This window comes from Gemmobacter aquarius (genome assembly GCF_003060865.1).
Lineage (GTDB): Bacteria > Pseudomonadota > Alphaproteobacteria > Rhodobacterales > Rhodobacteraceae > Paragemmobacter > Paragemmobacter aquarius.
Map to the genome: position 1 here is coordinate 1,892,014 of NZ_CP028918.1, position 12,216 is coordinate 1,904,229.

12 protein-coding genes are annotated in these 12,216 nt (G+C 64.4%); 6 read left to right on the forward strand and 6 right to left on the reverse strand.

The window, feature by feature from the left end; translation table 11 throughout:
- Positions 1-44 precede the first annotated feature (44 nt).
- The 4 genes from HYN69_RS09080 to HYN69_RS09095 all read right to left on the reverse strand — a co-directional run bounded on the left by HYN69_RS09080 (position 45) and on the right by HYN69_RS09095 (position 3,122).
- Positions 45-872 carry a MurR/RpiR family transcriptional regulator gene (locus tag HYN69_RS09080; protein ID WP_108435460.1) on the reverse strand — a complete coding sequence of 276 codons (828 nt, stop codon included), beginning with the start codon at positions 870-872 and terminating at the stop codon, positions 45-47.
- A gap of 187 nt (positions 873-1,059) precedes the next feature.
- A complete protein-coding gene (locus HYN69_RS09085; protein WP_108435461.1) occupies positions 1,060-1,587 on the reverse strand; it encodes a gamma carbonic anhydrase family protein in 528 nt (175 codons plus the stop codon).
- The gene (gene gmk / locus HYN69_RS09090) at positions 1,584-2,219 is read right to left on the reverse strand and encodes a guanylate kinase (protein WP_108437121.1); all 636 of its coding nucleotides are present in this window, start codon (positions 2,217-2,219) and stop codon (positions 1,584-1,586) included. Before gmk ends, HYN69_RS09085 begins: the two co-directional genes overlap by 4 nt.
- A gap of 3 nt (positions 2,220-2,222) precedes the next feature.
- Complete coding sequence (locus tag HYN69_RS09095; RefSeq protein WP_108435462.1) at positions 2,223-3,122, reverse strand: YicC/YloC family endoribonuclease; 900 nt, start codon at positions 3,120-3,122, stop codon at positions 2,223-2,225.
- A 176-nt stretch (positions 3,123-3,298) separates the two neighbouring features.
- Here HYN69_RS09095 and HYN69_RS09100 point away from each other — a divergent pair, with 176 nt between their 5' ends.
- Positions 3,299-3,838 carry a PAS domain-containing protein gene (locus tag HYN69_RS09100; protein ID WP_108435463.1) on the forward strand — a complete coding sequence of 180 codons (540 nt, stop codon included), beginning with the start codon at positions 3,299-3,301 and terminating at the stop codon, positions 3,836-3,838.
- 49 nt (positions 3,839-3,887) lie between these two features.
- Here HYN69_RS09100 and HYN69_RS09105 read toward each other — a convergent pair whose 3' ends face one another.
- The gene (locus HYN69_RS09105) at positions 3,888-5,258 is read right to left on the reverse strand and encodes a class II 3-deoxy-7-phosphoheptulonate synthase (RefSeq protein ID WP_108435464.1); all 1,371 of its coding nucleotides are present in this window, start codon (positions 5,256-5,258) and stop codon (positions 3,888-3,890) included.
- Positions 5,259-5,434: 176 nt separating this feature from the next.
- Here HYN69_RS09105 and HYN69_RS09110 point away from each other — a divergent pair, with 176 nt between their 5' ends.
- The gene (locus HYN69_RS09110; RefSeq protein WP_108435465.1) at positions 5,435-6,451 is read left to right on the forward strand and encodes a GlxA family transcriptional regulator; all 1,017 of its coding nucleotides are present in this window, start codon (positions 5,435-5,437) and stop codon (positions 6,449-6,451) included.
- A 20-nt stretch (positions 6,452-6,471) separates the two neighbouring features.
- Positions 6,472-7,773, forward strand: coding sequence for a flavin monoamine oxidase family protein (locus HYN69_RS09115; protein WP_329608577.1), 1,302 nt, complete (start codon positions 6,472-6,474; stop codon positions 7,771-7,773).
- A gap of 207 nt (positions 7,774-7,980) precedes the next feature.
- Here HYN69_RS09115 and HYN69_RS09120 read toward each other — a convergent pair whose 3' ends face one another.
- Positions 7,981-9,075 (reverse strand): PQQ-dependent sugar dehydrogenase, encoded by a 1,095-nt coding sequence (locus HYN69_RS09120; RefSeq protein ID WP_108435467.1) that lies wholly within the window; start codon positions 9,073-9,075, stop codon positions 7,981-7,983.
- Positions 9,076-9,289: 214 nt separating this feature from the next.
- Between HYN69_RS09120 and HYN69_RS09125 the strand changes: the two genes are divergently transcribed.
- The 3 genes from HYN69_RS09125 to HYN69_RS09135 all read left to right on the forward strand — a co-directional run bounded on the left by HYN69_RS09125 (position 9,290) and on the right by HYN69_RS09135 (position 12,216).
- Complete coding sequence (locus tag HYN69_RS09125; RefSeq protein ID WP_108435468.1) at positions 9,290-10,474, forward strand: ABC transporter substrate-binding protein; 1,185 nt, start codon at positions 9,290-9,292, stop codon at positions 10,472-10,474.
- Between the two features lie 129 nt (positions 10,475-10,603).
- Positions 10,604-11,395, forward strand: coding sequence for an ABC transporter ATP-binding protein (locus tag HYN69_RS09130; protein WP_108435469.1), 792 nt, complete (start codon positions 10,604-10,606; stop codon positions 11,393-11,395).
- Positions 11,396-11,505: 110 nt separating this feature from the next.
- Positions 11,506-12,216: an ABC transporter ATP-binding protein gene (locus tag HYN69_RS09135; protein WP_108435470.1), complete on the forward strand. Its 711-nt coding sequence runs from the start codon at positions 11,506-11,508 to the stop codon at positions 12,214-12,216.

Sequence of the window (12,216 nt, forward strand, 5' to 3'; positions counted from 1 at the left end):
TTGGAATATTTATTCCATCAATGCCGATGTGGGAAGCGAAAACTTCACTCGCGCGCCGACCCGACCGCCACGGCAAGCGAGAGGGCGAGGGCGATGGTCGCCGAAAGCGAGCGGAAGGCGCCGAAATCGACCTCGGGGACGGTGACGATACTGTCAGCCATTCGGGCGAGCGGGCTGGTCAGGCGGTCGGTGATGCCGACGACCGTCAGGCCACGGTCGCGGGCTTCCTGTGCGAGGGCAAGGGTTTCTTCGCCATAAGGGGCGAAGGTGATGGCAAGCACCGCGTCGCCGTCGCGCAGCGCGAAGCGGTGGTCGAGCTTGCCGACCCCGTCATGCAGCATCGAAGGCACGGACATCTTGCCGAAGACATAGGCGAGATAAGAGGCCACCGGAAAGGCGCGGCGGTAGCCGACGATATGCACGGTTCCGGCCTTGGCGAGCAGTCGGACAGCTTCGGCAAGCGCAGCTTCGTCAACATTTTTCGCCAAGGCTTCGAGCGAGAGGCGGCCTGCCTCGACGAATTCGGCCAAAAGCGCGGTGGGGCTGCCCGCGCCGCCGTCTTTGAGGTTTCGCAAGCGGGTGGAATAGTCGGGCCAGCCCGGCACATAAGCCTCGCGGAACAGCTTTTGCATTTCGGAAAAGCCGGAAAAGCCCATGATCTGGCAAAAGCGCATCAGGGCGGATGGTGGCACATCGGCCCCTGCGGCAAGCTCGGCCACGGTCGATACGGCGATGCGGTCGGAATGGGCGGCGATGAAATCGGCGCATTGGCGCAGGCGGCGCGGCAGATCGCTGCTGATGGCGGCGAGGCGGTCGCGGAAGTCATCGACCGTGGCCGGAGCAGCGGTGAATTCGGCACTGGTTTCGGTCATGCAGCGTCCTGCCCCCTGGTTTTGGTGAGGGTAACAAGCTGGAACGAATATTCCAACTGAAAATGGAACGCGTCAGGGCGTTTCCTAGCGCAGGAAACGCGGCGGTTTCTGACGCAGAAACCGGCGGCGCGCGCGGGTCCAAGGGGGTGCCCGATTTCCTGCGTCAGGAAATGGCGCGATTTCTGCGTCAGAAATCGCGTGCCGGGCGCAGACCAGTGCGGAAGCGACGGGCGTTTTTCTGATAGCCGAGGGCAGAGGCGATCAGGCGGGTCTGGGCTGCTTCGTCGAGGGTGCGGACGATCTTGCCCGGAGCGCCCATGACAAGCGAGAAGTCGGGAATCTCTTTGGCTTCGGTCACCAGCGCCCCTGCCCCGATCAGGCAGCCGCGCCCGATCCTTGCGCCGTTCAGGATGATCGCGCCCATGCCGATCAGGCTGCCTGCGCCGATGGTGCAACCGTGGAGCATGGCCTTGTGGCCGATGGTGCAATCGGGGCCGATGGTCAGGGGATAGCCGATGTCGGTGTGCAACACGCAGTTTTCCTGCACGTTGGACCCCTGCCCCACGGTGATACGCTCGTTGTCGCCGCGCAGGGTGGCGCCGAACCAGACCGAGGCGTCAGCTTCAAGCGTAACCGCGCCGATGATGTTGGCATCGGGGGCGACCCATGCGGCGGGGTCGATGTCGGGTGTGATGCCGTCGAGGGAGTAGATCATCGGGCTGCAAACTCGGTGTTCAGGCCGCGCACGAAATCCGACAGGCGGGGCTGGCGGTCGCGGCGCAGGCGTTCGGCGGTCAGGATGGTCTTGAGACGCTCGAAGGTGTCGGTCAGGTCTTCGTTCACCAGAACATAGTCGTATTCGGCCCAATGGCTGATCTCGTCACGGCTTTTGGCCATGCGGGTGGCGATCACCTCGTCGCTGTCTTGGCCGCGGGTGCGAAGGCGGCGGTCGAGTTCGGCGATGGATGGCGGGAGCACGAAGATCGACACCACATCGCGACCGAGCGAGGAGTTGCGGATCTGCTGGCCGCCCTGCCAGTCGATGTCGAAAACCGTGTCGCGGCCTTCCTTCATCGCGGATTCGACCGGGCCTTTGGGGGTGCCGTAGAAGTTTCCGAACACCTCGGCATGTTCGAGCATCTCGCCTGCGGCGACCATGGCTTCGAAATCGGGGCGGGCGCGGAAGTAGTATTCGCGGCCGTCCGCTTCGCCCGGGCGGGGGCTGCGGGTGGTGGCGCTGACGGAAAAGCGCATGGTCGAATCCCACGCCATGAGCATCTTTGTCAGGGTGGATTTGCCCGCGCCCGAGGGCGAGGAGAGGATGAGGAGAAGGCCGCGACGGTTGATCATCTATTCCACGTTCTGAACCTGTTCGCGCATCTGGTCTATGACGGTTTTGAGGTCAAGCCCGATGCGGGTAAGGGTGATGGATTGCGCCTTGGAGCACAGCGTGTTCGCCTCGCGCATGAATTCCTGCATGAGAAAGTCGAATTTGCGGCCCACTGGGGCGGGGTCGGCCAGCAGGGCGCGGGCGGCGGCGACATGGGCGGTGAGGCGGTCGAGTTCCTCGGCCACATCCTGTTTGACGGCGAGAAGGGCCAGTTCTTGCGCGAGGCGGGATTCATCAAAGCCTTCGGCCTGGGTCAGGAGTTTCGCCAAAGCGTCGCGCAGAGCGGTGGCGGCGGTGGTGCGGCGGGCGGCGGCTTCCTGCGTGGCGGAGGTGTGCAGGGTGTCGATGCGGTCGAGCTGGGCTGCGATCACGGCGTTCAGGGCTGCGCCTTCGGCGGCGCGCATGGCGGTGAAAGCGGCCAGGAGCGCGGGAAGATCGGCGAGGATCGCGGCGCGCAGGGGCGCGGTGTCTTCGTCGGCGGTCGCCGTGTCGAGGACGCCGCGCACGGCGAGCACATCTGCGGCGGTGGCTTGCGCGAGGGTCACGCCCTGTTCCATCGCGGCGTTTTCGACGGTGGAAAGGGCGCGCAGGATCTGTGACAGGGCGGCGAGGTTGACGCGCAGGCCATCCTGCCCCTCGGTCAGGCCGTCGCGCGTGACTTTCAGCGTGAGCGAGACATTGCCGCGCCCGATGCCCTTGGCCAGTTCGGTGCGGAGCGCGAGTTCGAGCCCGTCGATCCAGTCGGGCACGCGCAGGCGCAGATCGAGACCCTTGCCGTTGACCGAGCGGATGTCCCATGTCCACGAATGGCCCGCACCCTGCCCTTTCGCGGCGGCGAAACCTGTCATCGAGATCGTCATGCGCGGCCCTTTCGCCTGTGACGCCGGACGCGCCTGTTTACCATTTGACTCAATTTGTCACCGACGCGCCCCGATGCGGCCTATCCTGTGCAAACGGGTGGGGCCGATTTAAGGAATTCTGACCTTGTCCGTAACAGAGGGGGAGAAAGCCGACAACAGGCGCGGCGGGCGGAAGCATGATGACGGTGATACGACCAGAACGGATATGGCAGGCTTTGCCTGCGACGGCGGCACCTGTGTCGGCGCGGTTGCGCGGGCATTGGGAGGGGCTGCGGCCGGGCAATGCCCTGCCCCGCCGTGACCAGTTCGACCCGAGGGCGCTGGGGCCGTTGCTCGGGTCGGTGTTCCTGATCGACTGGACCGACCGGGGCGCTGCGCGGTTGCGGATCGCCGGGCAGGTCTTTACCCGGCTTTACGGGATGGAGTTGCACGGCGCGCCGCTTGCGCTGCTGTTCGAGCCGTCGGAGCGGGCCGAGATCGGGCGGATGGTGCAGGAAGTGTGCGAGGGGCCGGTTGCGATGGACCTCGGGCTGCGGTCCGAGGGCGGCGGCGGACGAGCACCCGTCACGGGGCGGATGATGCTTTTGCCGCTGCTGGACGGTTGCGGCGAGCGGCGTTTGGCGATCGGGTCACTCGAGGTGTCGGGCGAGATCGGGCGCGCACCGAGGCGGTTCAGGGTGGAGCGGTGTTTGCGGACGCCACTTTCGGTGGCATAGCAAAAGGGCGGCCCTGCGGGACCGCCCTTTGATGTTGGCGAGTATATGCTTACAGCGCGACGCGGCGTTCGGTGTCGCGGCGGGCGGTGAGTTCTTCGGCCACGAGGAACGCCAGTTCCAGCGACTGCGAGGCATTGAGGCGCGGATCGCAGGCGGTGTGGTAGCGGTCGGACAGGTCTTCGTCCGTCACGGCGCGCAGGCCGCCGGTACATTCGGTCACGTCTTTGCCTGTCATCTCGAAATGCACGCCGCCGGGGATGGTGCCTTCGGCTTTGTGGATGGCGAAGAATTCGCGGACTTCGCGCAGGACAGAATCGAAGGGGCGGGTTTTGTAGCCGGTGGACGATTTGATCGTGTTGCCGTGCATCGGGTCGCAGGACCACACGACATTGGCGCCTTCGGCCTGCACCGTCTTGATCAGGCGCGGAAGGTGGTCGCCCACCTTGCCTGCACCGAAACGGGCGATCAGGGTCAGGCGGCCCGCCTCGTTTTGCGGGTTCAGCTTGGCCATGAGCACCTTGAGGTCTTCGGCGGTGGTCGAGGGGCCGCATTTCAACCCGATTGGGTTGATGACGCCACGGCAGAATTCGACATGCGCGCCATCGGGCTGGCGGGTGCGGTCGCCGATCCAGATCATGTGGCCCGAGCCTGCGATGTTCTGGCCGGTGATGCTGTCGACGCGGGAGAGTGCTTCTTCGTATTCCAGAAGCAGGGCTTCGTGGCTGGTGTAGAAATCGACGGTGGAAAGTGTATGCGCGGTTTCGGCGTTCACGCCTGCAGCGTTCATGAAATCGAGCGCGTCCGATATGCGGTTGGAAAGCTCGCGGTAGCGTTCGGCCTTGTCATGTTCGGCAAAACCGAGGGTCCAGCTATGCACGCGGTGGATATCGGCAAAACCGCCCGTCGAGAAGGCGCGCAAAAGGTTGAGGCTGGCTGCGGCCTGCGTATAGGCCTGCAACATGCGCTGCGGGTCGGCCATGCGGGCCTGCGGCGTGGGATCGAAACCGTTGATGATGTCGCCCTTGTAGGAGGGCATCTCGACACCGTCGATCACCTCGGTCGGGGCGGAGCGGGGTTTGGCGAACTGGCCCGCCATGCGGCCGACCTTGATGACCGGAACCTTGGCGCCATAGGTCAGCACCACCGCCATTTGCAGCATGACGCGGAAGGTGTCGCGGATGTTGTCGGCCGAAAATTCGGCAAAGGATTCAGCGCAGTCGCCACCTTGCAGCAGGAAAGCCTTGCCTTCGGCTGCAAGGGCGAGTTGCTTTTTCAGCTTGCGGGCTTCGCCCGCAAAGACCAAGGGCGGATATTTGGCAAGCTGCGCCTCGACGGCGTTAAGCGCTGCCTGATCCGGATAATCGGGCATCTGGATCCGCGGCTTTGCGCGCCAATCCGATTTGGTCCAGCCCTTGGTCATTGGTCTCACTCCGACAGTTTCAGAAATAGGACAGTTTGCGGTAACGCCGTGCGGTATAAGGAAAGCGGCGGCATATGCAAAGGGAGAAACTGGCCTGATCCGCAGCGGGACGGTGCTTGCAGTTTGAAAGATTTCCTGTTTGGCTGCGCCCGAAACCGACACCAACAGGTCGCATCATGTCCCTCGCCCCGAAAAAAGCCCTGAACGTCGGCAAGGCCGTCGAACCGCGCCGCTTTGTCTTTCTGCTGCTCGACCGCTTTACGATGCTGTCCTTTGCGGGCGCGATCGAGCCTTTGCGGATTGCGAACCGGATTTCGGGCCAACCGCTTTATACGTGGAAGCTGGCGGGCGAAGGCGGCGACTTTGCGACCTGCTCGAATGGCGCGGCCTTCAAGCTGGATATGGGGCTGGACGAGATCGAGCGCGAGGACACGGTGCTGGTCTGCGGCGGGATCGATGTGCAGCGGGCGACCACGAAGTCGATCCTGAACTGGCTGCGGCGCGAGGCGCGGCGGGGTGTGACGATGGGGGGCTTGTGCACGGGGGCTTATGCCGTTGCCAAGGCGGGGCTGCTCGACGGGAAGAAAGCGACCATCCATTGGGAGAATCAGGACGGTTTCCTTGAGGAATTCGAAGATGTGAAGCTGACGAAATCTGTCTTCGTGATGGACGGGAACCGCTGGAGCACGGCGGGGGGGACAAGCTCGCTTGATCTGATGCTCAAGGTGATCGCGGCGGATCATGGCGAGGATATCGCCAATACGGTGGCCGACCAGTTGATCTATTCCACCATCCGCACCGATCAGGACACGCAGCGCCTGTCGATCCCGACGCGGATCGGCGTGCGGCACCCCAAGCTGTCACAGGTCATCCAGATGATGGAGGGCAATATCGAAGACCCGATGTCGCCCGCCGATCTGGCCGAGGAAGTGGGCATGTCGACGCGGCAGCTGGAGCGGTTGTTCCGCCGCTATCTGAACCGCAGCCCCAAGCGGTATTACATGGAATTGCGGCTGCAAAAGGCGCGCAACCTGCTGATGCAGACGGATATGAGCGTGATCAACGTGGCGCTGGCTTGCGGCTTTGCCTCGCCTTCGCATTTCTCGAAATGCTACCGCGCGCATTACAACACAACGCCCTACCGCGAGCGCGGAACCCAAGGCGGCGGCACGGGGGTGCGATTGTCGATCTGATGATTTCACGCCGGTGTGTTTTGACGAGTGGGTTGGGTCTGGCCGTGGCAGGGCGGGGGTTTGCGGCATCGGGGCTGGCGGGGAAACGTGTCGTGGTGGTCGGGGCCGGAATGGCCGGGATCGCGGCGGGGCGGGCGCTGACGGCTGCGGGGGCCGAGGTGGTGATCGTCGAGGCGCGCGACCGTATCGGCGGGCGGGTCTGGACGAGCGGGCTCTGGGATGACCTGCCGGTCGATCTGGGGGCAAGCTGGATCCACGGGGTGCGGGGCAATCCGCTGACGGCGCTGGCCGATGCGGCGGGGCTGAAGCGGGTGGCGACCGATTACGAAAGCGCCGTTGCCATGGCGGGCGGGGACGAGGTCGAAACCGCCGAGGCTTGGGACATCATCGAGGCGGCGCAGGACGGGGCCGAGGATGGGCAAAGCCTGCGCGATGCGGTGATGGCGCGGGCCGAATGGGCGGCGATGGACGAGGCCGGGCGGGCGGCGCTGCGGCTTTGGGTGCACCGCGCCATCGAACAGGAATATGGCGGCGACTGGGGCGCGTTGTCGGCGCAAGAGTTCGACGCCGGCAAGGAATTCGGCGGCGGGGATGTGCTCTTTGCGCAAGGCTACGGCGCTTTGGCGGATACGCTGGCGCGGGGGCTGGACATACGGCTGGGCCAGCAGGTCGTGGCGGTGCGGGCCGAGGGGCGCGGCGTGGCGCTCGACATGGCGGACGGGGGCGTTCTGGCGGCGGACCGTGCCGTGATCACACTGCCGCTTGGTGTGTTGCAGGCGGGGGCAGTGCGTTTCATTCCCGCGCTGGGCGAAGCGCGGCAGCGGGCGATTGCAGCACTGGGGACGGGATTGCTGAACAAGTGCTGGCTGCGCTTTGACAGCGCGCTGCCGGTGCCCGATGTGGACTGGATCGAGAACCTTGGCCCGACATCGCCACTATGGGCCGAATGGGTGAATGGCGGGCGGGCTTTGGGCGCGCCGGTGCTGTTGGGGTTCAACGCCGCAGCGACAGCGCGCGAGGTCGAAAGCTTCGATGACCGAGCCACCGTCGCCTCGGCCATGGCGGGGCTGCGCGAGATGTTCGGAAGCGGCTTTCCCGACCCGATTGCCGCACAGGTGACGCGCTGGGGGGGTGATCCTTTGGCCCTTGGCTCCTATTCATTTATGGCAGCGGGAAGCACGCCTGACAGCCGCGCGGCGCTGGCCGGGGCGGATTGGGACGGGCGGATCGTCTTTGCCGGAGAGGCAGCGTCGGTCCAGCACGCCTCGACCGTACATGGCGCGTGGACAAGCGGCGAGGCGGCGGTGCGGGATATCCTTTGAGGGGACGAATTTTCTGCGAAAATTCTGGCCCTGCCCCGACCTGCGGCGATGGTCTTTGGGGGTTTCTGCCTTGCCCGGCGGTTGCATGAGTATTTGGACAAGGGTGAAACCGCAGGCTTGTTCACCTTTGTCAAAATACTCGTCTTTGCGACATGAGGTGCAGAGCGCGCGGCTGGCAGTGGGGCCAGATTTTTCGCAGAAAAATTGTCAGGGGCGGCTGATGCGATAGGCGGCGCCGTCATAGACCGACAAAAACCAGATCGCGCCGTCGGGGCCTTGGCGGATGTCGCGGACGCGGCCGGTCTGGGGGCTTTGCAATTGCTCTTCGGCATAGGCGGCGTCGGGGTCGAGGCGCGATACCAGGTCGAATTTCAGGCTGCCGATGAAGACATCGCCCCGCCATTCTGGAAACATCGCGCCTTGATAGATCATCAGGCCCGACGGGGCTATGGAGGGGTCCCAGTAGTGGACGGGTTGCTCCATCCCGTCTTGCGCCGTGCCGATGCCGATCGGGCTGTCGTCGTAATCCTTGCCATAGGTGATGACCGGCCAGCCGTAGTTGCGGCCCGGCTCTACGCGGTTCAGCTCATCCCCGCCTTGTGCACCGTGTTCGACGACCCAGAGGTTGCCTGCCGCGTCGAGCGCGGCCCCTTGCGGGTTGCGGTGGCCGGTGGAGTAGACGCCTGCGGCCCAAGCGGGATCGGTCTGGATCGCGTCACCCTGTGCGGTCAGGTGGATCGTCTTGCCCATCGGCACGGCGGGGTCTTGTGCGGGCATGCCAAGGCCGCGTTCGCCGAAGGTGACGAAGACCGAGCCGTCAGCCGCTTCGACGAGGCGCGAACCGAAATGGCGCCCCCCGGCGGTGGCGGGGCCGGTAAAGACGGGGCGGAAGTCTTGCAAGGTGGTGCCGTCGTCCGAAAGCGTACCGAAACCGGTGGCGGTGCCGCCCGTACTACCATTTTCGGAAGTGGCGTAGGACAGCCAGATGCGGCGCGAGGTGGCGAAGTCGCGGGTGACGAGCACGTCGAGAAGACCGCCCTGCCCTTCCTCCCAGACCTGCGGCAGGCCGGTGATTTGGGTTCTGGCGCTGCCACCCTCTGAAAAGAGCGTCAGCCGCCCTGCCCTTTCGGTGACCAGAAAGCGACCGTCCGGCAGGAAGGCGAGGCCCCAGGGCTCATCGAGGCCTTGAGCCATGGGGGTGACGGACAGCGCCCCGAGGCTGGTGTCGAGCGCGGCCACGGGCGGCGCGACAAGGGCTGCGATCAGCGCGATCAGGGCGGCGCTGGCGGCTTTCGGCGGCATGGTGTGACCCCTGTTATCATTTCTTGCGCGGTCGCTGCGGACTTTGCCGCGACAGGGCAAAAGATAGGGGCGCACCGGCAAAGGTCTATGGCCGGATATCGCAAACACAGGGATTTTACAGCCTCGGGGACCGCAGCCAACAGGTGCTTTCCTTTTGCTGCGAGGCACACTAGCTTGCCCGATCAGGACAATGTTCCAGACAGGGAGTCTATCTATGAAAAAATTGCTGCTCGCCACGGCTGCGACCGCGCTTTTCGCCGGTGCCGCCTCGGCAGAGGATGTGAAACTCGGCGTGCTGATCGGTTTCACCGGTCCCATCGAATCGCTTACCCCGAACATGTTGGCTTCGTCCAAGATGGCGGTCGACGAAGTGAACGCTTCCAAGCTGTTCCTTGACGGCTCGACCCTGACCGTCGTCGAAGCAGACTCGACCTGCACCGATTCCGCGGCTGCCACCTCGGCTGCCGAGCGTCTGGTGACCACCGATGGCGTGGCCGGTATCGTCGGCGGCGACTGCTCGGGCGTGACCGGTGCCGTGTTGCAGAACGTGGCGCGTCCGAACGGGATCGCGATGATCTCGCCCTCGGCCACCTCGCCCGCGCTTTCGACCGCCGAAGATGACGGGTTGTTCTTCCGCACCGCTCCGTCGGATGCGCGCGAAGGCGAAGTGATGGCTGGCATCCTGATGGAAAAGGGTCTGAAGTCGGTCGCGCTGACCTATACCAACACCGACTACGGCAAGGGTCTGGCCGAGGCATTTGCCACGTCCTACACCGCGCTGGGCGGAACCATCACGATCAACGCAGCCCATGAAGACGGCAAGGCCGACTACTCGGCCGAAGTCGGCGCGCTGGCGGCTGCCGGTGGCGACATCCTCGTGGTTGCGGGCTACCTCGACCAGGGCGGCAAGGGCATCATCCAGGGTTCGCTCGATTCGGGCGCCTTTGACAAGTTCGTGCTGCCGGGCGGCATGGTGGGCGACTCGCTTCCCGCTGCCATCGGTCCGGGCCTGAACGGGTCGTTCGGCCAGATCGCCGGTTCGGATTCGGCAGGCGCTGCGACCTTCGAAGCCAAGGCCAAGGAACTGGGCTTTGACGGGACCTCGGCCTATTCGCCGGAATCCTATGATGCGGCTGCGCTGTTCGCGCTGGCGATGCAGGCTGCCAAATCGTCGAAATCGGCTGATTACGCCGGCAAGATCCTCGAAGTTGCCAACGCTCCGGGCGAGAAGATCTATCCGGGCGAGCTTGCCAAGGGTCTGCAACTGATCCTCGACGGTCAGGACGTGGACTTCGAAGGCGCCACGGCCGTGGAACTGATCGGACCGGGCGAGAGCGCAGGGCGCTACCGCGAGATCGAGATCAAGGACGGCAAGATCGAAACGATCGGCTTCCGCTGATCTTTCGCAGGTCTTGACGAGATGCGGCGGCCCGGGCATTAGCCCGGGCCGTTCGTTAAAAAGAGGACCGCGCCACGCTGGCATACCGGCGGGAGACTGGGTCCATAGGGGTTTTTCCGGGGGATACGGATGATCGTTGTCGAGGATCTTCACCGCCATTTCGGCGGCTTTCATGCCGTTGACGGCGCTTCGCTGACCATCGGGACGGGGTCGATCACGGGGCTGATCGGACCGAATGGCGCGGGGAAAACCACGCTGTTCAACGTGATAGCGGGGCGGCTGCCGCCCACGAGCGGGCGCGTGATCATGGATGGCGAGGATATTACCGGCCTGCCGCCGCACGAGCTGTTTGCCAAGGGTCTGCTGCGGACATTCCAGATCGCGCATGAATTCGGGTCGATGACGGTGCGCGAGAACCTGATGATGGTACCTGCACGCCAGAAAGGCGAGACGCTCTGGAACGCCTGGTTCAACCGCAACGCCGTCGCGGCCGAGGAAAAGGCGCTTGCCGACAAGGCCGACGAGGTGCTGGAGTTTCTGACCATTTCCCATCTGGCCGACCAGAAGGCGAGCCAGATTTCGGGTGGGCAGAAGAAGCTGTTGGAACTGGGGCGCACCATGATGGTGGATGCCAAGATCGTCTTCCTCGACGAGGTGGGTGCGGGTGTGAACCGGACGCTGCTGAACACCATCGGCGATGCCATCGTGCGGCTGAACAAGGAGCGCGGCTATACGTTCTGCGTGATCGAGCATGACATGGATTTCATCGCACGGCTTTGCGATCCGGTGATCTGCATGGCCGAGGGCAAGGTTCTGGCGCAGGGCACTGTGGACGAGGTCAAGAACGACGAGCGCGTGATCGAGGCCTATCTGGGTACGGGGTTGAAGAACAAGGTCAAAGAGGAGGCCGCGCATGGCTGATGTCGCAGGCAGCCGCGCCAATGAATTTTCTGCGAAAATTCGGGCGCTTTCGCAGCGGGTGGGACCGCTGAATTTTCGCAGGAAATTCGTAGCGGTGCGGGGGATGTGCAATGGCTGAACCGTTTCTCATCGGCGAGGCGATGACGGGGGGCTATGGCGGGGCGGATATCCTGCATGGCTGTACCATCGCGGTCGAAAAGGGCCAGATCGCCGTGATCGTCGGGCCGAATGGCGCGGGCAAATCGACGGCGATGAAGGCTGTGTTCGGCATGCTGCAACTGCGGAGCGGTCAGGTGAAGCTGGCGGGCGAGGATATCACCGCCCTGTCACCGCAGGACCGTGTGGCCAAGGGCATGGGCTTCGTGCCGCAGACGCAAAACATCTTTACGTCGATGACGGTGGAAGAGAACCTCGAGATGGGGGCTTTCATCCGGCGCGACGATTTCAAGGATACGCTGGCGCAGGTCTACGACCTGTTCCCGATCCTGAAGCAGAAGCGGTTGCAGCCTGCGGGGGAATTGTCCGGCGGGCAGCGCCAGCAGGTGGCGGTGGGGCGCGCGCTGATGACCCAGCCATCGGTGCTGATGCTTGACGAGCCGACGGCGGGGGTTTCGCCCATCGTTATGGACGAATTGTTCGACCGCATCATCGAAGTGGCGCGCACCGGCATCTCGATCCTGATGGTCGAGCAGAACGCGCGTCAGGCGCTGAACATCGCCGACAAGGGCTATGTACTGGTGCAGGGCGCCAATCGTTTCACCGACACCGGAGCGGCCCTGATGGCCGACCCCGAGGTCCGCCGTTCCTTCCTCGGGGGTTGA